The organism is Micromonospora sp. IBHARD003, assembly GCF_056106285.1.
This window is the reverse complement of the sequence record NZ_JBWBBX010000001.1, coordinates 5,220,597-5,241,397: the sequence shown is the minus strand read 5'-3', so window position 1 is coordinate 5,241,397 and position 20,801 is coordinate 5,220,597. Positions and strand designations below refer to the sequence as shown.

At 70.8% G+C, this 20,801-nt stretch carries 17 protein-coding genes; 5 read left to right on the top strand and 12 right to left on the bottom strand.

Annotated elements, in window-relative coordinates:
- Positions 1–173: 173 nt before the first annotated feature.
- From ACTWOL_RS23350 to ACTWOL_RS23325, 6 genes are all read right to left on the bottom strand, one after another.
- Complete coding sequence (locus tag ACTWOL_RS23350; protein ID WP_474298705.1) at positions 174–1,223, bottom strand: BMP family lipoprotein; 1,050 nt, start codon at positions 1,221–1,223, stop codon at positions 174–176.
- A 145-nt stretch (positions 1,224–1,368) separates the two neighbouring features.
- Complete coding sequence (locus ACTWOL_RS23345) at positions 1,369–2,592, bottom strand: amidohydrolase (protein WP_474301241.1); 1,224 nt, start codon at positions 2,590–2,592, stop codon at positions 1,369–1,371.
- A gap of 231 nt (positions 2,593–2,823) precedes the next feature.
- Positions 2,824–3,918 carry a hypothetical protein gene (locus ACTWOL_RS23340; RefSeq protein ID WP_474298704.1) on the bottom strand — a complete coding sequence of 365 codons (1,095 nt, stop codon included), beginning with the start codon at positions 3,916–3,918 and terminating at the stop codon, positions 2,824–2,826.
- A gap of 5 nt (positions 3,919–3,923) precedes the next feature.
- Positions 3,924–4,865, bottom strand: coding sequence for an N-acetylneuraminate synthase family protein (locus tag ACTWOL_RS23335; RefSeq protein ID WP_474298703.1), 942 nt, complete (start codon positions 4,863–4,865; stop codon positions 3,924–3,926).
- An 11-nt stretch (positions 4,866–4,876) separates the two neighbouring features.
- Entirely contained in the window at positions 4,877–6,139 is a 1,263-nt protein-coding gene (locus tag ACTWOL_RS23330) for a cytidylyltransferase domain-containing protein (RefSeq protein WP_474298702.1), read from the bottom strand.
- A 32-nt stretch (positions 6,140–6,171) separates the two neighbouring features.
- Positions 6,172–7,509 (bottom strand): DUF6716 putative glycosyltransferase, encoded by a 1,338-nt coding sequence (locus tag ACTWOL_RS23325; protein WP_474298701.1) that lies wholly within the window; start codon positions 7,507–7,509, stop codon positions 6,172–6,174.
- 187 nt (positions 7,510–7,696) lie between these two features.
- Here ACTWOL_RS23325 and ACTWOL_RS23320 point away from each other — a divergent pair, with 187 nt between their 5' ends.
- Both ACTWOL_RS23320 and ACTWOL_RS23315 read left to right on the top strand, forming a co-directional pair.
- Positions 7,697–8,698, top strand: a complete 1,002-nt coding sequence (locus ACTWOL_RS23320) for a glycosyltransferase family 2 protein (RefSeq protein WP_474298700.1) — start codon at positions 7,697–7,699, stop codon at positions 8,696–8,698.
- A complete protein-coding gene (locus tag ACTWOL_RS23315) occupies positions 8,698–10,119 on the top strand; it encodes a polysialyltransferase family glycosyltransferase (RefSeq protein ID WP_474298699.1) in 1,422 nt (473 codons plus the stop codon). The genes ACTWOL_RS23320 and ACTWOL_RS23315 overlap by 1 nt, the downstream gene beginning before the upstream one ends.
- Positions 10,120–10,401: 282 nt before the next feature.
- Here the strand turns inward: ACTWOL_RS23315 and ACTWOL_RS23310 are convergent, their stop codons facing one another.
- Positions 10,402–11,040 carry a TetR/AcrR family transcriptional regulator C-terminal domain-containing protein gene (locus ACTWOL_RS23310; protein WP_474298698.1) on the bottom strand — a complete coding sequence of 213 codons (639 nt, stop codon included), beginning with the start codon at positions 11,038–11,040 and terminating at the stop codon, positions 10,402–10,404.
- Between the two features lie 38 nt (positions 11,041–11,078).
- Here ACTWOL_RS23310 and ACTWOL_RS23305 point away from each other — a divergent pair, with 38 nt between their 5' ends.
- Positions 11,079–12,488, top strand: coding sequence for an FAD-dependent monooxygenase (locus ACTWOL_RS23305; RefSeq protein ID WP_474298697.1), 1,410 nt, complete (start codon positions 11,079–11,081; stop codon positions 12,486–12,488).
- 73 nt (positions 12,489–12,561) lie between these two features.
- Here ACTWOL_RS23305 and leuE read toward each other — a convergent pair whose 3' ends face one another.
- The 3 genes from leuE to ACTWOL_RS23290 form a co-directional block, all read right to left on the bottom strand.
- Positions 12,562–13,218, bottom strand: coding sequence for a leucine efflux protein LeuE (gene leuE / locus ACTWOL_RS23300; protein WP_474298696.1), 657 nt, complete (start codon positions 13,216–13,218; stop codon positions 12,562–12,564).
- 88 nt (positions 13,219–13,306) lie between these two features.
- On the bottom strand, positions 13,307–13,879 hold the full coding sequence (locus tag ACTWOL_RS23295; protein ID WP_474301240.1) for a Uma2 family endonuclease: 573 nt from the start codon (positions 13,877–13,879) through the stop codon (positions 13,307–13,309).
- 110 nt (positions 13,880–13,989) lie between these two features.
- Positions 13,990–15,570 carry an acyl-CoA mutase large subunit family protein gene (locus ACTWOL_RS23290; RefSeq protein WP_474298695.1) on the bottom strand — a complete coding sequence of 527 codons (1,581 nt, stop codon included), beginning with the start codon at positions 15,568–15,570 and terminating at the stop codon, positions 13,990–13,992.
- Positions 15,571–15,779: 209 nt separating this feature from the next.
- Here ACTWOL_RS23290 and ACTWOL_RS23285 point away from each other — a divergent pair, with 209 nt between their 5' ends.
- Positions 15,780–16,613: a L,D-transpeptidase family protein gene (locus tag ACTWOL_RS23285; RefSeq protein WP_474298694.1), complete on the top strand. Its 834-nt coding sequence runs from the start codon at positions 15,780–15,782 to the stop codon at positions 16,611–16,613.
- A gap of 303 nt (positions 16,614–16,916) precedes the next feature.
- Here ACTWOL_RS23285 and ACTWOL_RS23280 read toward each other — a convergent pair whose 3' ends face one another.
- Together ACTWOL_RS23280 and ACTWOL_RS23275 are read right to left on the bottom strand one after the other, a co-directional pair.
- The gene (locus ACTWOL_RS23280; RefSeq protein WP_474298693.1) at positions 16,917–17,966 is read right to left on the bottom strand and encodes a hypothetical protein; all 1,050 of its coding nucleotides are present in this window, start codon (positions 17,964–17,966) and stop codon (positions 16,917–16,919) included.
- Positions 17,966–18,754 (bottom strand): RNA polymerase sigma factor, encoded by a 789-nt coding sequence (locus ACTWOL_RS23275; protein WP_474298692.1) that lies wholly within the window; start codon positions 18,752–18,754, stop codon positions 17,966–17,968. The genes ACTWOL_RS23280 and ACTWOL_RS23275 overlap by 1 nt, the downstream gene beginning before the upstream one ends.
- 703 nt (positions 18,755–19,457) lie before the next feature.
- Between ACTWOL_RS23275 and ACTWOL_RS23270 the strand changes: the two genes are divergently transcribed.
- Positions 19,458–19,676 carry a hypothetical protein gene (locus ACTWOL_RS23270; protein ID WP_474298691.1) on the top strand — a complete coding sequence of 73 codons (219 nt, stop codon included), beginning with the start codon at positions 19,458–19,460 and terminating at the stop codon, positions 19,674–19,676.
- Positions 19,677–20,801: the final 1,125 nt, after the last annotated feature.

The window sequence follows — 20,801 nt, the reverse complement described above, 5'->3', positions numbered from 1 at the left end:
GGAGCGGGCAGGGCAAGGAGGCTGTCGCGAGCAGGGGGTGGAGCGAAATTATCGCGCCCGAGAGCGTTCTACGCGCGTAGCGATGCCAAATAGAGGCCAGAACCGGGTCCGGGGTCCGGAGGGGCTGTCACCAGCGCACACTCCGGACCCGCGAACCGGGTTCGGCTACAAGGTTACGGTGCGGTCTTGACCGTGATCTTGCCGGCCGCGATGTCGGCCTTGGCCTTCTCGACGGCGGCGGTCACCTCGGCCATCTTGGCGAAGGCCGGGTTGGACCCGGCCAGGCCCACGCCGTCCTTGGCGATGCCGTAGCGGACCTCGCCGGACTGCGGCTTGCCGTCCTTGACCGACTTGATCAGGTTGTACACGGCGCCGGAGACGTCCTTGGTCACCGAGGTGAGGATCGACTCCTTGTAGGCCGCGAGGCCCTTCTGGCTGTACTGGTCGGAGTCGACGCCGATGGCCCACTTCTTCGCCTTGGCGGCGGCCTCGATCGAGCCCGAGCCGGCGAGACCGGCGGCGGCGTAGACCACGTCGGCGCCCGCGTCGAGCTGGCCCTGCGCGGCGGCCTTGCCCAGGTCCGGCTTGGCGAAGCCACCGAAGTCCGGCGGCTGCGTCAGGTACTGGACCTTGACGTTGACGCTCTTGTTGGTGTCCTTGACGCCCTGCACGAAGCCCGCCTCGAACTTCTTGATCAGCGGGATCTCGACACCGCCGATGAAGCCGACGGTCTTGGACTTGGTGGTCTTGGCCGCGGCGACACCGGCCAGGTAGGAGCCCTGCTCCTCGTTGAAGACCAGGTTGGCGATGTTCTTGCCGGTCTTGGACGTGTCGTCGATCAGGCCGAAGGTGGTGTTCGGGAACTTCGGCGCGACCGCGGCGATGGCCGGGCCGTAGGAGAAGCCGACGCCGATCACCGGGTTGTTGCCGGCGCGGGCCAGCGCGGTGAGGCGCTGGATCTTGTCCGGGTCGCCCTCACCCTCGCTGGGCTCGGCCTCGGAGCCCTTGACCTGGAGGTCCTTCTCTGCCTTCTCGAGGCCGGCGTAGGCGGCGTCGTTGAAGGACTGGTCGCCGCGACCACCGATGTCATAGGCGATGGCGACCTTGACATCGCCGCTGTCCGAGGCAGCCTCGGACGACTTCTTGCCGCCACACGCGGTGGCGGACAGTGCGAGAGCCGCGGACGCGATGCCCACGGTGGCGATCCTGGTGATCCGGCGCACTGGGAGCTCCTTCTAAACCTGACCGAAAGCGCCACTTCCGGCGCTGGTTTTCCGCGATCGTAACGCGCGTAGATGTCAGGTAAAGGAGTGTTCGACAGCCGTTATCGTATCGTCGCGTTCCACGAACCTCAGATGAACTGACCGGTTACGAACGGTGTCCATCGAGCAGGGCGGCAGCGGTGAACAGCTCCACTCCGGCACGAATAGCCTCCTCGTCCACGTCGAAGTCTCCCCTATGCAGGTCAAGCCTGGCAGTGGAGCCCGGCGGGCGCACGCCGAGCCGTGCCATCGCGCCCGGAACGTGCTCCAGGTACCAGGAGAAGTCCTCGCCACCGAGGCTCTGCTCGGTGTCCTCGATCGCCAGGGCCCCTCGGCGTGCGGCGTGGGCCTCGTGCAGAAGCTCGGTCACCTCGGGGTCATTGACCACCGGGGGCACCCCGCGGACGTAGTTGATCTGCGACTTGGCGCGGTGCAGCGTGGCCACCTCGTCGATCGCTGCGTGGACCAGATCGGGGGCCTCACGCCAGGCGTGCAGATCCAGGCAGCGCACGGTGCCGGCCAGCTCGGCGTGCTGCGGGATGACGTTGCAGGCATGGCCCGACTCGATACGGCCCCAGGTCAGGGCCAGTCCCGCGCGGGCGTCGACCCGGCGGGCCAGTAGCGCGGGGACATCCGTGACCACCTTCGCCGCAGCGGTGACCAGGTCGGTGGTGAGGTGGGGGCGGGCGGTGTGGCCGCCGGGGCCGTCGAGGGTGACCTCGAGCCGGTCGCAGGCCGAGGTGATGGGCCCGGCGCGCAGGCCGATCCGGCCGGCGTCGACCCTGGGGTCGCAGTGCACGGCGATGATCCGGCCCACCCCTTCGAGCACCCCGGACTCGATGGCGTCGGCGGCGCCCCCGGGGAGCACCTCCTCCGCGGGCTGGAAGAGCAGCCGCACGGCTACGGGCAGCAGCCCCTGCCGGTCCAGCTCGGCGAGCACCAGTCCGGCGCCGAGCACGGCGGTGGTGTGAACGTCGTGTCCGCAGGCGTGGGCGCGGTCCGGCACGGTCGAGCGGTACGGCACGCCGACCTTGGTGTCCGGGATCGGCAGGGCGTCGATGTCGGCGCGGAGCGCGAGCATGGGACGGGACCCGGCCCGGGTCCCGATGTCGCACACGAGCCCCGTGCCCGACGCGAGCACGCGCGGGCGAAGTCCTGCGGTCTCCAGCCGGGCCTTGAGCGCACCGGTGGTACGGAACTCCTGGTTCCCGAGCTCCGGGTGCATATGCATGTCCCGGCGGAAGTGGATCAGTTCCGCGCGCAGGGCGTCGGACAGCGTGCCGGGCAGTACGGCGGCGCCGGTCAGGTCGGCATCGGGGTCGCGGGACATCAACTGGTTCACCTGTTGAAGGGTAGGCCCCTTTACGTCCCAACTAACTCGAGATCAACAAAAGTTCAGCCTATAGGGGAAAGAAAACACGCCTGACGACGCATAGCCGTCTGCCGGTGTGGGTAAGCTCACGCGATTCACCTGCACGACGCCCACGATGTGGACGGCACCGGCCGGTACCGCCCCGCGCGGGGCCCCGTCGACCGGGCCTTCGGCAGGCGACCGTGCCCCTCAGGCGGGGGCCGCGATCCGGTGGACGTCACGGGCCGCGCCTGTGACACCGGCCAGAAATCCCTGGGCTCGCGGAGATGCGGTGTCCTTCAGCCATTCGGGCGAAATATCGCAGACCGCGACCCTGACCCCGGTGCCCACGAGGGCCTGCGGCAGCGTGTGCACCACCGTCGACGGGAAGCTCAGGACCGTGCGTCCGATCGGGCCCCGCCGTGCGATCAGCTCCAGCGGCAGATCGGGGCGGACGATCTCCAGCCCGGTCCGCGCGGCGAGCCGGTGCAGCTTCTCGACGCTCTCGCGGCGGTGGGCGAAGTAGCGGTTGGCACCGTGCTGGGCGGCGAGCGCCGCGACCGCCTCCTCGTACTGAGCCGGGTCGACCACGCCCGTCTCCACCAGGGAGGTGCCGACCAGATCGGCCCCCCGGGTGAGCCGTGGCGGGCCGAACCGGGAACGGGTCCAGGCGAAGGTGTTGGCGGTCACCCGGATGCCCGCCGGAGGGTCCACCGGCATCGCGGTGAAGACCTCGACCTCGCGGGTGGCGGACGGCGAGAGCCGGCGGCGCGCGGCGGCGGAGACCGGCGCGAGAGCGAGCTCGCGTGCTCCCCGCCGCCCGCGGCGGTGCCAGCGCACCAGGCGCTCGCCCCTGGCCACCTGGGCGACGTACTCCATGGTGGCCGTGCCGTCGTCGACGACCGTGAGGTCCTTCGTCCCCACCAGGGTCAGCAGCAGTTGCACATAGCGGGAGAACGGGTCGCCCACCACGACCCGCTCCGTGTCGCGCAGCAGGGGCGCCAGCTCCCGGACCGTCCGCAGGGGCGCGCCCGCGCCTGCCCGCGCCTCCTGCCAGCGGAGGGTGACGCCCTCGTCGCGGGCGAGCTCGGCCATGCGGCGCAGCTGACCGCGCGACATGGGGTCGGTGGGCGACAGCACGACGACGGTGAGCTGACGTACCGCTCGTCCGCGACCACGGCTCCCGGCGGTGTCCGGGCCGGACGGCTGCGACGGGATGCACGGCAGCGGTCCGGCGGGCCTGAGATGGCTCCACTCCAGGACGTTCAGGAGCTGGACCGGGCTCTCGACGAAGGCGAGGTCCATGGTCGTCAGACCGCGACCGCTTCGGCCTGCTCGGCCTGCTCGGTCCGCTCGGCCTCCTCGGCGACGACGCCCGCGATCCGGCGGAGCTTCCTCATCGGCGCGAGCTCGGACTCGTACACCTTCTTGACGCCGTCACCGAGGGCGGTCTCGATGGTGCGGATGTCGCGGACGAGGCGCTGCAGGCCGCCGGGCTCGACGGACGCGGCCTGGTCGGAGCCCCACATGGCGCGGTCGAGGGTGATGTGGCGCTCGACGAAGGCGGCGCCGATGGCGACGGCGGCGAGCGTGGTCTGCAGACCGGTCTCGTGGCCGGAGTAGCCGATCGGGACGTTCGGGTACTCCTGCATCAGTGTGTTGATCACGCGCAGGTTCAGCTCCTCGGCCCTGGAGGGGTAGGTCGAGGTGGCGTGGCAGAGCAGGATGTTGTCGCTGCCGAGGACCTCGACGGCGTGCCGGATCTGCTTCGGCGTCGACATACCGGTGGACAGGATGACCGTCCGGCCGGTCGCGCGCAGGGCGCGCAGCAGCTCGTCGTCGGTGAGGGAAGCGGAGGCGACCTTGTGCGCCGGGAGATCGAACTTCTCCAGGAAGGCGACGGCCTCGGTGTCCCACGGGGAGGCGAACCAGTCGATGCCGCGCTTCGCGCAGTGCTCGTCGATGGCGCGGTACTCGACCTCGCCGAACTCCACGCGGTGGCGGTAGTCGATGTACGTCATCCGGCCCCAGGGGGTGTCGCGCTCGATGTCCCACTGGTCGCGCGGGGTGCAGATCTCCGGGGTGCGCTTCTGGAACTTGACCGCGTCGCAGCCTGCGTCGGCGGCGGCGTCGATCAGCGCGAACGCCTTCTCCAGGTCGCCGTTGTGGTTGATGCCGATCTCACCGGTGATGTAGACGGGGTGGCCGGGGCCCGCGGTCTTGCCGCCGAGGGTGCGCAGACGGGAGTTCATGAGGGATTTCCTTACGGGGTTGGGGTGTTGAGGGTGGGGCCGAGGAGCCAGGTGGCGATCTCGCGGATCGCACCGGCGCCACCTGGGGTGGTGGTGACGGCGCGGGCGGCGGCGCGTACGGAGTCGTGCGCGCTCGCGACGGCTACGGGCCAGCCGACGAGCCCGAAGCAGGGGAGGTCGTTGACGTCGTTTCCGGCGTAGAGGACCCGCTCCGGAGCGACCGACTGCTCTTCGCACCACTCCTTGAGCGCGAGGTCCTTGCGGTCGATGCCGTGCAGAACGGGGATGCCGAGCTTCCGGGCGCGCGCGGCGACCACGGGGTTCTGCTCGGTGGAGAGGATCAGCAGCTTCAGGCCGGCGCGGCGCAGCGCGGCGATGCCGAGCCCGTCGCCGCGGTGCACGGCGACGAGTTCGCGGCCGTCCGCGTCGATGAGCACACGGTCGTCGGTCTGGGTCCCGTCGAAGTCGAGGATGACGGCGTCGACGTCCTCCCCGGCCGGCAGCGGCGCCGCGTCGAGCAGCGGGGCGAGCGCACGGGCGCGGGCCAGGTCGTGCGGGTCGTCGATCTCCAGTACCCGTGCGGGGTCGGTCTCGACGAGCGCGGTCCTTCCGAAGAAGCGGTGGCCGTGGGTGCGGAAGCCCTCGGCGTCCATGGCGTAGACGGCGCCCGTTTCCAGGAAGTCCTCGGGACGGTCCTGGCGCCGGGGGCGGTAGGACTTGTCGTGGTTGACGCCCCGGCTGTCATCGGTCGCGGCATCGGTCGCGGCGGCTGCCCCGCCGGACTGGGCCGGGAGCGCGGCGAGTTCGGGGGTGCGGCGCCAGAGGAAGCCGTGGAAGGGGGCGACCGTGACGGCCGTGTCCGCGCCGTCCTCGATCACCGCCGATGCCACACCGTCGACGTCGTCGCTGGTCAGGAAGGGGCTGGTGCACTGGACGAGCAGCACCACACCGGCCGGGGCGCCATGGATGGCCTCATGGGCTTCCATGGCGTGCAGCACGGCGGATTCGCTGGTCGCGGTGTCGCCGGCGATGGCGGCAGGGCGCTGGACGCAGTCCATCCGGCCTGCCGCGCCGGCGGCCATACCGGCGGCCCGGGCCGCGTCCGCGATCGCGGCGTCGTCGGTGGAGACCACGACATGGGTGACCAGGCGGGCGCCGAGACAGGCGCGGACCGCGCGGGCCACCAGCGGGATGCCGCCCACCTGGGCCAGGTTCTTGGCGGGGACGCCCTTGGAACCACCCCTGGCGGGGATCACGGCGAGGACGGTGGACATGGCGGAGGGCTCCTTCGGTGCCGTCAGGGGGGTCACAGTGCGCCCATACGGCGGATGACGGGGGCGATGCGCTGTACGCCGTGGCGGTAGGCGCCGCGCGCCGCTCCCCGCACCGCGTCGCGCAACACCCGGCGCAGGCCGGTGAGTTCGGTCGCCGGGGCGGCGCCGGGCAGCGGGGCGCCGTCGGCGTCGAGGTGGTGGCGGGCGAGGATGCCGGGCAGATAGCCGGGCGCGGTGGCCGTCGTGTAGTACGGGGCGACCGGCGGGAGTCCGGGCAGCGCGAGCAGCGCGGCGACCCGCCCCCGCGCCTCGTCGAACGCGGTCTCGTACGTCCCGTCGGCGGCGACTCCCTGCCGGGACAGCCACTGCTCGTCCGGCTGCGGCCGGTGGCCGGCGTCGAGCGTGTCCCAGGAGGTGAGCAGCCCGGAGCCGAGGAAGTGGTGGTTGCCGAGCGCCTCACGGACACCGAAGTCGGTCAGGACCGCCGTCGGGATGCGGCGGTGCAGCGCTTCGAGGGCCGCCGTGGAGGAGACGGTGACGAGGAGGTCGGTCCGGTCGAGGACCTCGCCCATGTTCCCGTACACGAGACGGACGTTGGGGGGCAGTCCGCCGGGCAGCTTGTCCGCCAGCTTCTGGTACGGCAGTTCCTCCAGGTGCGTCGTGTGCTCGCCGGGCCTGGAGCGCAGCTTCAGCAGCACCTCGCGGTGCGGGTGGAGCCGGGCGTGCGCGGCGAGCCTGCGCAGCAGGTGGATGCGCTCGGCGCGGGTCTCGGGCACGGACGGCTGGGCCGCGAAGACGACGGTGTCGCGGCCGACCTCGGGCACGTACGGGGCTCCGCCGAGGAAGGGCAGCGCTGCTTCGGTCACGGCGGACGCGTCGGCGCCGACGCCCTCGTACACCGCGCGGAAACGCTCCGCGTCGTGGCGTGAGTTGGCGAGGACGACATCGGCGCCGTGCCGCAGCAGCAGGCCGTCGGCGAGCTTCTCGTAGACCACGCCGACATAGCCGGTGACCAGTACGGGCCTGCGGGGCAGCCGCAGGGCGGCCAGTCCGTGCAGCATCGCCTGTACGGCGCCGCCGACGAGGGCGAGGACGACGACGTCGTACCCCTCGTCGTGTATCGCCCGGAGGAATTCGGCGCCGGTCACCTCGCGCAGTTCGTCCGCCGTGACCCCGACCTCGGCGAGTTGCCGGGCGGTGGGCGTGGCACGGCCGCGCAGCAGGAATCCGGTGAGCGCTGTGCCCTTCGCGGCTTCGTCCCCCGCCTCCACCGCGGTGATCCGGCGCGCGGTGAGCGCACCCCATTTCCACCGGGTGTCGGAGTCGGCGAGCACGGCGACGCGCAGCGCTTCGCTGGTAGGTGATGGCACGACGAGGACGTTAGAAAGGCATTCCGGTCGGCGGCCCAACTGGACAGCAACAAATGGTTAACAGCGGGTCTACGAATCGGGAAAAGGCCCGCGGGTCCGACCGGTTAACAATTCCGCCGCGCCCTGTTCACCCACTGTCCGCCCGGGTGTCAGGGTGAATGACGGGCCCGCGCTTAATGTCCGGTGGGTGGTCAAGCTCTCCGTCATCGTGCCGTTCTACAACGTGCAGCCCTATGCGCCCGACACTCTCAGAAGCCTGTATACGAACAGACGCGAGGACTTCGAGTTCCTGCTCGTCGACGACTGTTCCACGGACGGCACCCGGGAGATCCTGGAGCGAGCGGAACGGGAGCTTCCAGGGGCGGTCCTGATCCGGCGCGAGCACAACGGCGGTCTGGCCACGGCCCGCAACACCGGCCTCGACGCCGCACGCGGGGAGTACCTCACCTTCCTCGACGGCGACGACTGGCTGGCGCCCGGCCATCTGACCGGGCTGCTCGCCGCGATCGAGGAGCTGGGCACCGACTTCGTCCGCACCGACCACGTGCGCTGCACGGGCCGTGACCGCAAGGTGGCCCGGGCGCCGATCAGCCGCAGGAACGAGGTGCTGCACCCGCGCGACGCGATCCTGCCGGCCGACCGCACCACCTCCGTCGACTACCCGATGGCATGGGCGGGCATCTACCGGCGCGATCTGCTGGACCGCGGGCTGCTGCACTTCACGGACGGGCTGCGGACGGCCGAGGACCGGCCGTGGATCTGGCGGCTGCACCGCGAAACGGATTCCTTCGCCGCGGTGGGTCTGCTCGGAATCTTCTACCGGCGAGGTGTCGCATCGTCGCTCACACAGATCGGCGATATCCGCCAGCTCGATTTCATCCGGGCTTTCGATCAAGTACTCGAAGAAACGACAAAAGATCCGGATTCCGAGCGTCTGCTGCCCAAAGCCGTGCGCACCTACTGTGCGCTCATTTCTCATCATCTGGGATCGACGGAGAGGTACGAACCGGCTGTGGCCCGGAAATTGCGTTCGATGAGTGCCGCCGCACTGCGCAGGATGCCCCAGGACATTCTTCGCGACGCACTCGGATCGATGGACGCCGAACGGGCGTCCCGGCTGCGCCGGGTGCGCCGCCGCCGGGGCGCTGCGGCCCCGGCCGCCGCCGCGTCCGGCGGGGCGGTCGCCTGATGCCGGCGCCGCGCACCACTCAGATCTTCTTCGCCTCCACGCTCTACGGCGCCGTGACCCTCGCCGCGGCCCTCGACAGCGGCTGCTTCCCGCCCGCCGACCGGCGGATCCTGCTCGTCGGCAACAACGCGCCGGTTCCGGAGACGACGCCCGCCCTGGACGAGATGCCCGGTTTCGAGCGGCTGCGCGGTCGCTTCGACGAGGTGCGGTCCTGGAACGAGACGATCTTCCCGCTGCACCCCGGCGGCTGGACGCCGCGGCCGGAGGACGTCCCGATGTGGGAGCGGCATCTGCGCACGGCGTGGGGGCTCGGCGACGACCGCGTCGAGCTCGCCGTGGAGTCCATTCAGGTCAATCCGGCGCTGGCGCTCACGCAGTTGTTCCCGGACGCGCGCCTCGACGTGTACGCGGACGGGCTGATGAGCTACGGCCCGACGCGCAACAAGATCGACCCGCTGGTCGGTGGGCGCGTACGGCGGCTGCTCCACCTCGATCTGGTGCCGGGCCTGAAGCCGCTGCTGCTGGCGGAGTTCGGCGCCCGGCCGCAGCTGGTGCCGACGAAGGCGTTCACCAAGGTGGTCGGGGAACTCGCCGAGGAGGAGCGCGGCGACTCGCCGGAGCTCGCCGGTGCCACCCCGCCGCCGACGGGACCCGAGGGTGCCCCGGGGCGCGAGGACGCCGAGCCCCCGGCGCTGCTGCTGGGGCAGTACCTCGCCGCCCTCGAGATCCTCACCCCCGCCGAGGAGGAGGACCTGCATCTGCGGATGGTCCGGGGCGCGGTCGCCCTCGGCCACCGGCGCCTCGTCTTCAAGCCCCACCCGGTGGCGCCGTCGGCGTGGTCCCGGGCCCTGGAGCAGGAGGCGGAACGGCTGGGTGCGGAGCTGACCGTACTGGAGCAGCCCTGCCTCGCCGAGGTGCTGTACCAGAGCCTCGGGCCGGGGCTGGTCGTGGGCTGCTTCTCCACGGGGCTGCTCACGGCGAGCACGTTCTACGGCATACCGGTCGCGAGGATCGGCACCGAGCGGCTGCTGGGCCGGCTCTCGCCGTACCAGAACAGCAACCGGGTGCCGGTCACCCTCGTCGACGCGCTGCTGCCCGACCTGGAGGAGGGGGCGGCAGGCACCCCGGGTCCGGTGGACGAGGAGCTCTCCGGGCTGGTGCGGGCGGTCGGTTTCGCCATGCAGCCGCAGATCCGCTCCGATCTGCGGCCGGCGGCGGAGGCCTATCTGTCGGCGCATCTGTCACCCGCCACCTGGCGCTACTTCACCCGCCGCCGGCTGACGGTCCTGGGCCTGCCGGGAGGCATCCCGGTGCCGCGCCATGCCGCCGTGCGCCGGCTCGCCCGTACGGCGCGGGCCAGCGGGACGCTGCGCCGGGTGGCACGCAGGGCGCGGTCCCTGAAGCGCTCCGTGCTCAGCTAGTGCTGTGGCCGGATAGGTTTGCCGGGAAGCTCGCGGCGTCCGGTGCGGTGTATCGCCAGGCGGAGAATCGGCCTTGTACTGGATGTACTCGGGTGATTCGACAACGCAGCGAGACGCCGTGCAGGACACCGCGAGCCGGTGAACCTATCCGGTCACAGCACTAGGTCCTGTCGTTTGGATCTTGCCCCGGAGCGATCGGGTGCCGCCTCCGGGGTACGGGACCGGGCCGGATAGCAGTCGCGCCGCCGGGGCAAGCCGGTGCCCCTTCGCCGCGGCCTGCCGTCACGGGGCCATGGTCTGCCCGATGCCCGCCACCACCGCGGCCAGTCCCGCCTCGAAACCCTCGTCCTGGTGCGCGAAGATCTCGAAACCGGCCTCGGCCGCCAGCGGATGACCGGCCAGCCGCTCGGCACGCTCCTGAAGGTCGTAGCCGTCCGGCCCGTTGGCCGGGCCCGGGCCCATGGCCTGTTCCTCGATGACGTAGCCGATCGTGTAGCTGTACGCCGTGAACCAGGCCCGCCCGGCCGCCGCGGGCGTGAAGCCCGCCTCGGTCAGGGCCCGCAGATGGGCCTCCATGGGCGCGGCGTAACTCGTGTCGGTGAAGTGCGTGCCGCTGTAGACCTTCGCACCGTCCCGGTAGCGCAGCAGATGCGCACGCAGCCCGCGCATCGCCGCCGTGAGGCGCTCGCGCCAGTCGCCGGACAGCGACCCGGCCGTGTCCGCGGTCATCCGCCGGAGCATCTCGGTCGCCATCTCGTCGAGAAGCGCCTGCTTGTCCTTGAAGTGCCAGTAGAGCGCGGGCGCCTTGACGTCCAGCTCCTTGGCGATGGCGCGCAGGGACAGCCCCTCGAGGCCCACCTCGTTCAGCAGGCGCAGGGCGGTGTCGGCGACGCGGGCACGGTCGATCTTGGTAGGTCCCACCTTGACAGTTTAACGCCGTTAAGGGCATGCTCCGGGGCATGGAACTTAACACCGTTAAGGAAACGGACGTCCTCATCGTCGGAGCCGGCCCCACCGGGCTGGCACTCGCCGTGGACCTGGCCCGCCGCGGAGTCGCCGCCCTCGTCGTCGAGCGGCACGCGGGCCTGTTCCCCGGCTCCCGGGGCAAGGGTCTCCAGCCGCGCACGATGGAGGTCTTCCACGACCTCGGCGTGATCGACGAGGTGCTGGCCGCGGGTGGCAGCGCGCCGCTCGCCCTGCTCTGGAAGGACGGCGAGCGGCACGGCGAGCACGACATGTTCGACCGGGCCGAGCCGACGGACGCCGATCCGTACGGGGAGCCCTGGCTGCTGCCGCAGTGGCGTACCCAGGAGATCCTTTTCGCCCGGCTCCGCGAGCTCGGCGGTGACACGGCCTTCGGTCACGAGGTCACGGAGATCGGTCAGGACGCCGGCGGCGTCACGGCGCGACTGGGGTCCGGGACGGTCGTCCGCGCCCGGTACGCCGTCGCCGCGGACGGCGGCCGCAGCACGGTGCGCGCGGCCCTCGGCATCGGCATGGACGGCGAGAGCGTCGACCCCTCGCCGCTGCTGGTCGCCGACGTCCGCATACCGGCTCTGGACCGGGACAACTGGCATATGTTCGGCGGGGACGACGGCTACACCGCGATCTGCCCGCTCCCCGGCACCGAGGACTTCCAGCTCGTCGCCCAGTTCGTCACGGGCGCACCGGACACCTCCGCCGAGGGCGTACGCGCCCTGGTCGGCCATCGCACCCATCTGACGGCGGCCCAGGTCACCGAGGTGCTCTGGGCCTCGGACTTCCGTCCGCGCGCGGCGCTCGCCGAGCGTTTCCGCGACGGCCGGATCTTCCTGGCGGGGGACGCCGCCCACATCCACTCCCCCGCCGGCGGACAGGGCCTCAACACCAGCGTCCAGGACGCCTACAACCTGGGCTGGAAGCTCGGCCAGGTGCTCCGTCACGGTGCGCCGGAGTCCCTGCTGGACTCGTACGCCGAGGAACGCCGGCCCGTCGCGGCCGAGATGCTCGGGCTGTCCACCCGGATCCACCGGGGCGAGGAGGAACGCGGCGGCAGCACCCGCCAGCTGGGCCTCGGCTACCGCGGCGGCCCGCTCGCCGACGGCGCCGCGGGCACCCTGGCGGCCGGGGACCGCGCCCCCGACGGACGCCTCGCGGACGGCACCCGGCTTTTCGACGCCTTCCGCGGACCGCAGTTCGTCCTGCTCTCCGCGGGTACGGAAGCCGCACTGCCCGAGGGCCTGCCCGGCACCGTGCGCACCCTGCGGACCGAGCCGCTCGAGGCGTACGGGAAGGGCCTCTTCCTGATCCGCCCCGACGGCTACATCGGCTGGGCGGGCGAAGACACCGCGGGGCTCGAGGACTTCCTGGCGAAGGTCGTGCGGCGTTGAGGCGGAGGCGCCCCGCCTGGCGGGGCACCCGGGCCACGCCGGACATCAGACGCCGCCGGGGATGGGCGCAGCGTCAGGCGCTGCTGAGCGACAGCTTCACCGCGAAGCCGAGGAACAGCGCTCCCGCGGCGGACGTGGCTCCGGCCGAGAGCCGGCGGCGACGGCGGAAGGCCGACGCCAGGTGCGTACCGGCGAATATCAGCAGCGTCAGGTACAGGACGCTGGCCAGCTGGGCGAACGCGCCCAGGACGAGGAAGGACAGCGCCTGGTAGGCATAGCCCGGATCCACGAACTGGACGAAGAAGGCGACGAAGAAGAGGATCGCCTTGGGGTTGAAGAGACTGACCACCATGGCCCGCCGGAACGGCCGCTCCGCGGCGCCCGCCGCTTCCCCGGCCTCCACGGCCACGGCTCCGTGCTCGTGCCGGGAGCGCCACATGCCCCAGGCCGCCCGCATCATCCCGATCGCCATCCAGGTCAGGTAGCCCGCGCCGGCCAGCTTCACGATCCCGAAGAGCACCGCGTTGGCCTGGAGCAGCGAGGCGGCCCCGGCGGCCGACAGGGTCATCAGGACCGTGTCCCCGACCCAGACACCGGCCGCGGCCGTGTATCCCGAGCGCACACCACGGCGCGCGGCGACCGAGAGCACATAGAGCGAGTTCGGCCCCGGCAGCAGAATGATCAGGACGAGGCCCGCGAGGTAAGTCGGAAGATCTGTCACACCCAGCATGAGGCGGAGTGTCGCACATGGGTACGACACTCCGCCTTTGCGTTCCTTGTCGTGGACAGCCGCCCTCCACCCTGTGGAAGAAGCCGGGTCAGTCGTCGCCGTCGAGCAGCCGGTCGGCGGACAGCTTCAGGGCGACGCCGACCGAGTCGGGCAGCGGCACGGACATCCCGCGCTTGTACGTCGCGCAGACGCGGTACTCGTCACCCTCGGGATCGGTGTGCACCAGGACCCGGTCGTGTTTGCGGTCCACGACGACGTACACCGGGATCCCGGCCCTGGCGTAGGTCTCGACCTTGATGATCATGTGGTTCGACCAGTTGGTGGACGTCACTTCCAGGACCATGCGGAAGACGTGCGGCCCGTAGCAGTTCCTCTCGACGAGCGCGTCCTTGAAGTTGGCGTCAACGACCGACAGATCTGGAATCGCGTAGTCGTCCGGGCCCGTGGGCAGCCACAGACCGATGCCCTGGAGGTACTTGATGCCTGCCCGTCGCGCACCGGCTTGGAAGAACTCCTCCGTGAGCCACAACAGCGACTCCTGGTGCGGCCCATCCGGTGGCGGTGTCACAACAATGCTCCCGTTGAGGATCTCCACCCGGTGCCCGGGCAACTCGTCCCGGAGGCGATCGGCAGCATCAACAAGCGACGTCTCGTGCATCATCACAGCCACGGCACCCTCGTTTCGGGGAACACTCTCCACGAGCGTATCCCGGGCTGCAGGGACTCGGCCCTGGATCACCCGTTCGGGTCCGGCAGCACAGAACGCCCACCTCAGAACACATCACTCGGCACATACGTCCCCCACACCTCCCGCAGCGCGTCGCACACCTCCCCCACCGTCGCCCGTGCCCGCAGCGCCTCCTTCATCGGGTAGAGCACATTGGCACTACCCGCCGCGGCCTGCTTCAGCTCGCCGAGCGCCGACTCGACCGCGGCCCGGTTCCGCTCCGCGCGCAGCTTCGACAGCCGTTCCGCCTGCCGGGCCTCGATCGCCGGGTCGACACGCAGCGGCTCGTACGGCTCCTCCTGGTCCAGGGTGAAGCGGTTGACCCCGACGACGACCCGCTCGCCGCTGTCGGTCTCCTGCGCGATCCGGTAGGCGTTGCGCTCGATCTCGCTCTTCTGGAAGCCCCGCTCGATCGCGTTGACCGCGCCGCCGAGGTCCTCCACCTTCGCCATCAGCTCCAGCGCCGCCGCCTCCACCTCGTCGGTCATCGTCTCCACGGCGTACGAACCGGCGAACGGGTCCACGGTGGCCGTCACATCGGTCTCGTACGCGAGCACCTGCTGGGTGCGCAGCGCCAGCCGGGCCGAGGTGGCCGTGGGCAGGGCGATGGCCTCGTCGAAGGAGTTGGTGTGCAGCGACTGCGTGCCCCCGAGCACGGCCGCGAGGCCCTGGACGGCGACCCGTACGAGATTGACCTCGGGCTGCTGGGCGGTCAGCTGCACACCCGCGGTCTGGGTGTGGAAGCGCAGCATCATCGACTTCGGGTCGCGCGCTCCGAACTCGTCCCGCATCACCCGCGCCCAGATCCTGCGGGCGGCGCGGAACTTCGCCACCTCCTCCAGGAGCGTCGTGCGCGCGACGAAGAAGAAGGAGAGCCGGGGAGCGAAGTCGTCCACGTCCATCCCCGCGGCCAACGCCGTCCGTACGTACTCGATGCCGTCCGCCAGGGTGAACGCGATCTCCTGCACGGGCGAGGCCCCGGCCTCGGCCATGTGGTAGCCGGAGATCGAGATGGTGTTCCACCTCGGGATCTCGGTCCTGCAGTACCCGAAGATGTCGGCGATCAGCCGCAGCGAGGGCTTGGGCGGGAAGATGTAGGTGCCCCGGGCGATGTACTCCTTGAGCACGTCGTTCTGGATGGTGCCGGTGAGCCGGTCCGCCGCGACGCCCTGTTCCTCGGCGACCAGCTGGTAGAGCAGCAGCAGTACGGCGGCCGGCGCGTTGATCGTCATCGACGTGGAGACCTTGTCCAGCGGGATCCCGCCGAACAGCACCCGCATGTCGTCCAGGGAGTCGATGGCGACGCCGACCTTGCCGACCTCCCCGTGGGCGATCGGCGCGTCGCTGTCGTAGCCCATCTGGGTCGGCAGGTCGAAGGCCACGGACAGCCCCGTCGTACCGTGCTCGATCAGCTGCCGGTAGCGGGCGTTGGACTCGGTCGCGGTGCCGAAGCCCGCGTACTGCCGCATCGTCCACGGCCGTCCGGTGTACATCGATGGGTAGACGCCCCGGGTGTACGGGTACGCCCCGGGCTCCCCCAGCCGCCCGTCCGCCTCCCACCCGTCCAGGGCGTGCGGCCCGTACACCGGCTGGATGGGCAGTCCCGACTCCGACTCGCGCGCCATGTGCCGTGCCTCCCGCTGGAGCTGCTGCTAAAGGTGTTCTTCCGCGTTTCTGCTGTGCCTGCTGCCGGCGCACCGGCCGCACGCTGGGATCTTCCTCACAGGATGCTCCCCCGACCGCAACCAAGCACGGCCGGAGCGCATCCCTACTGACACACACACCATCCCGGGGGGCACCTATGCGTCGTACGTCCGTCCTGAAGAGATCGATGATGGCCGCCATTGCCATCGCTCTCGCCGCCGGTTGCAGTGCCCAGTCGTCGGGGGACGGCAAGGCACAGGCGCTGCCGTCCGAGGGCGCGCCGTCGAAGGCGGCCGGCGCTTCGGCCGATCCGGTCACGGACGCCAAGCCGAGCGGGGCCCCGGAGGCCTCGCCGTCGTCGGCCTCGCCGTCCGCGGACCGGTCGGCGGCGCAGCAGGTGCTGATGCGGGAGGGAACGGAGAACGACCAGGTACGCGAGCTGCAGGCGCGGCTGCGTCAGATGGACCTGTTCCACCGCGCTCCCACCGCCTTCTACGGCTCGATGACCGCCGAGGCCGTCAGCGCCTTCCAGAAGAAGCAGGGGCTGGCCGTGACCGGGTCGGTCGACTCCGCGACCTGGAAGGGTCTGACCAAGGCGACCCACAAGCCGACCGCCGACGAGATGCGCCCGTCCACCACCAACACCCTGGACAAGCCGGATCCGCAGTGCTTGAAGGGCCGTGTGCTGTGCATCAGCAAGGAGAGCCGGACGCTCGCCTGGATGATCGACGGCAAGGTGGTCGCGGCGATGGACGTGCGCTTCGGCTCGGAGAACACCCCGACCCGTGAAGGAACGTTCAACGTGGGGTGGAAGGCGAAGAAGTGGACGTCGACGCTCTACCACACCCCGATGCCGTACGCGATGTTCTTCAGCGGCGGTCAGGCGGTGCACTATTCGGCGGACTTCGCGGCCCGCGGCTACGCGGGCGCCTCGCACGGCTGCGTCAACGTCCGGGACAAGAAGAAGCTCGCGGAGGTCTTCGACCAGGTGCGTAAGGGCGACAAGGTCGTCGTCCACTGGTGACGGTCGTCGTCCGCTGTCTTCCGCTGGAGACGGTCGGGAGTGGAGGGGGCGCGGGCGGGACCGGGGGAACGTGTCCCGCCCGCGCCATGTGCGCTGAGCCGTAGGTACGGGGGGAACCCCGGCTCTTGCGCGGCCGATGACCAGTCGGCACTTAGTACTGCGCCGCACCGCCGAAAAACGTCACACCTGGCTGAAAATTTCTTCCCGGGAAAGGAAAACCGCAGGCCAGAGGACTGCGGAGAATCGGGCCAAGAGTCAGGTGCAGAGGCAGATGGGGAGTCCGGCTCGGAGTCCGGCTCAGAGTCAGGCGGCGATGACCGGGGCGGCAGAGGTGGCCGTCACCCGGGCGGAGAGCGCGGCCACGGACACGGGCACGACGGACGGCGTGACCGCGGGAAGGCGCGTCACGGACAGTCCGGGCAGGGCGCCGACCGGAAGCCGGGGCAGGGACGCGGGGTCGGCCGGCAGGGCCGGAGCGGCCGGCGCACCGTCGCTGTCGCCATCACCACCGTTGTCGCCGCGGCCACCGCCATCGTTGTCGTCGCCGCTGCCGCCGTCGTTGCCGCCTGAGGTGCCGAAACCGCCGGAGAGCACACGGTCGCAGAAGCGCCTGATCCGCTCCGAGCCCTTGGCCTGCTCCTCCAGCCGGGCCTTGCCGTCCTCGTCGAGCCGCCCCTTGCGGTAGTCGCGACAGGCCGCGACGGTCTTGGCGAACCAGTCGCCGCGCCCGTTCCACTCCCTGTCGCCGGAGCCGCGCCGCTGCGTGCCCGGCCCACCGCCGGGGCTCGGCTTGCGGTCCTCCGTCCCGGCCGACGGCTCGGCGGCATCGGAGGACGGCGGAGGCACCTCACCGCTCCCGCCCGTCGGCGGCGCGACCGGTGTCGAGGCGTCGGGGCCGTCCGTCGCGGGACCGGAGTCGACCGGCCCCGGTGTGGCGGGCCCTGAAACCGATGCCGCGGGGAGCGGCGCGCGGTCGTCACCGAAGGGGGTGGGCAGCATTCCGGCCCCGGCCGCCACGGCCACACCGCCGACCGCGACCCCGGCCAGCGAGGCCGCCAGTCCCCAGCGCAACGGGCGGGCCCAGCGAAGCGGACGGGTGGGGGGCGGCGCGAGCCTTACGGTCGGCAGCAGTTCGTCCGCTCCACCGTCGCGGGCCTTGCGGAAGGCGGCGAGTGCGGCCTCCTCACCCCGCAGGGGCTCGTTTCCGGCCTCGGGGGTGCGGGCAGCATCCAGGGCAGCCGCGAGCCGGTGCGCGTCGCTACGCGCGTCAATGCCGACGGGCTCGACCGGCTCACCGCGCAGCAGTCGCTCCGCGGCCTCCTGGTCGAGCCATGGGTACCGCTCGTCGGCCATCACATGTCCTTCTGCGTCCGCAGACGCGAATGCGTCACACCTGCGGAGCGTGCCACTCCGCGGCGGGGGCGGCGCTGCGGGGGTACGGCGCCGAGTTCCCCGCCGTGTTGTCCCAGGTTGCCGGAACCCGCACGGCTCGTGCCGTTGCCCGGTCCCGCGCTTTCCCCGTGGTCTTCGCGATCCCGATCGCCGCCGTGATCTCCGTCACCCGTGCCGAGCAGTTCCGCCAGCCTCTTCAGCCCTCGGTGCGCGGCGGTGCGGACCGCTCCGGGGCGCTTGCCGAGCGTCTTGGCGGCGCTCTTCGCGTCCAGTCCGACGACCACGCGCAGCACGACGGCTTCCGCCTGGTCCTGCGGCAGCTGGGAGATCAGCTCCATCGTCCGGCCGGTGGCGAGCGCCTCCATGGCCTCGTCCGCGGTGTCGGACTCGGCGGCCCTTCCGGTGAGTTCGGTCTCGTCGCCACCGATGGCCGGGCGCCTGCCGCGCATCCGGATGTGGTCCAGGGCACGATTGCGCGCGATCCGTGCCGCCCAGCCGCGGAACCTGTCCGCGTCCCCGCTGAACCGCTCCAGGTCCCGGGCTATCTGCAGCCAGGCCTCGGACGCCACGTCCTCCGCGTCCGGTTCACCGACCAGTGTGCGTATGTATCCGAGCAGCCGCGGGTGCACCGCGCGGTACACAGTCCGGAAGGCGTCTTCACTTCCGTCCTGAGCCGCGAGCACCGCGGCGGTCAGCTCCGCGTCGTCCCCCAGCACTCCCACTACCCGTTCGTCATCGCGGCTGGTCACCGCCACAGCACGCCCCTGCGCGCAGAAGCACGCTACGCGGCTACCGTTGCGTACGTCCATGTCTTGTACAACCTGCAACATTCTGCGGCGGGCGTGTGTGTGACAGAAAACGCACCCCCGGCGCTGAACGGAGTACGGGGCCGCACAGCGGCCCCCGGACGGCGACCGGGGCCTCTCCTGTGGGGGGTGGCGGCCCCGGTCGTCCTTTCCGAACTCCCCATGATTGTGCCGGAATCGGCCCGGCTTCGCCCGACTTCACCGATTTCTCCCAGAAGTCCTGGGGGCCTTGGAAGTCCTGGGGGCCTTGGAAGTCCTGGGGGCCTTGGAAGTCCTGGGGGATCGGAAGATCAGGGAGATCGGGGGATCTGAAGATCGGGAGACGGAAGGTTCCGGGGAGTCGCGAAACCCTGGGAGCCCGGGGTCGCTTAGGAGCTGTACGGGCGATCACGATCGAAGCCAGATGATGAGGGCTGCCGCGGTCACGGTCCCAAGGAAGACGTTCTTGCGGGGCCTGCCCGCCCCGGGTCGGGGAACGCGGATCTTCTCCAGCACATCGACGAACCGGGTGCAGTCCGCCCGTTGGCCTGGTGTGACGATCAGGGACACGGGCCCGTTCCAGTCGATGTCGCCTCGGCCGGGTAAGCCATAGCCAGGTCTCGTGAGGGCACCGATACTTGGATCACGTCGACACGGGGAGATAACCATGGCATTCGCAGTAGTGCTTTTCGGTGTTCTGGGCGGCCTGGTTCTGCTGCTGATCGTCACGCTGCTGCGCCGCAACGGGAAGCAGACAGAGACGGCCGAGGGACTCCGTATCGAGGAGCAGGCCCGTATGCAGGCAGGACAGGACCGCGCTTCCTTCAACATCGTGGCCATGCACACCGCGCCGCCCACGGCCAGCGACGCCCACCATCGCCGCTAGGGGGCTTCTGACGGATCTCCGCGGCGTCGCGACGCCCGGCACTCACTCTCACCGCACCGGCCGAAAGCCCAAGTACGTCCAGTACGAGGGCTTCCAGCCGGCACCCCGAGAGCACGCACCGGACGCCGCTCCTTCCTCCACGGAGATCCATCAGAAACCCCCTAGTGGGCTCCAACACCCTGACGCCCCGGTCACATGCTGACCGGGGCGTCACGCGTTTCTCACACCCTCAAGGCGGAACCGATCCCGGCCTGCCTGACCCCACATGCCCTGACGGCTCGCAGCCAGCTCTCAGCACGTGAATGTCTGGGTTTCATGATCGGCCGGACAGCTCCTGGTGGACGAGCAGCGGCTGACAGAGCGGCTGTCGACGGAGGTGGGTCCGGTCGAGCTGGTGGAGACCGGCGGCGGGAGGCTCTGCTCGTGCAGTGCCGGGCGGAACGGGTCGAGCCGCCGGACCGTATCGCCCGGATCAGCCCTACAAAGCCGCGGCGGGCGCCTGCCCACCCAGGCCGGGCAAGGGCTACATCGGCGCCCGGATCGGCATCCTTGACCTGATCCGGCACCCGAAGGGCCGATCCGAGCAGGCCCTGCACGGAACTGATCAGCTGAGAGAGCGTCAGCGTGTGGCTTCGCGCGCGTGTCGGCCAAGTGGCCCGTCCGTCAGGCGCACTTCGGTGAGTCTCCGCGAACGTAGACGTTGCTCACCCAGCCGCCATGTACTGGCCCATTGGGGTCGAGGAAGGTCCACCAGGCGCTGGTAGCTCCCCCAACAGTCACCTTCTGCCCCTTCTTCTGGCAGGTAGCCTGGGCCTTGACGTTCGTCACTCGCCCCAGGAGACGGCAGCTGCTGGACGGGTATTTCCGGCAGTTGTTCGCCGACTCGAACGCGCGGACGGCGACGTCTGAGCCCCGCACCGAGACCGTGACCGTCCTCGACGCGCGCTGTTGGCCGGGTGCCACCTCCGGCGTGGAGGATTCCGTCGACGTCGACGATGCCGGGTCCGCCGGGATGGCAACGGCCCCATGGCCACCTGGATATCCGGCCGGGGCTGCTACCGCCGTGCCCGCGCCCAGAAGGCCCAGGGCCATTCCAGCGGAAATTCCCGTGCCGAGCTTGTACTT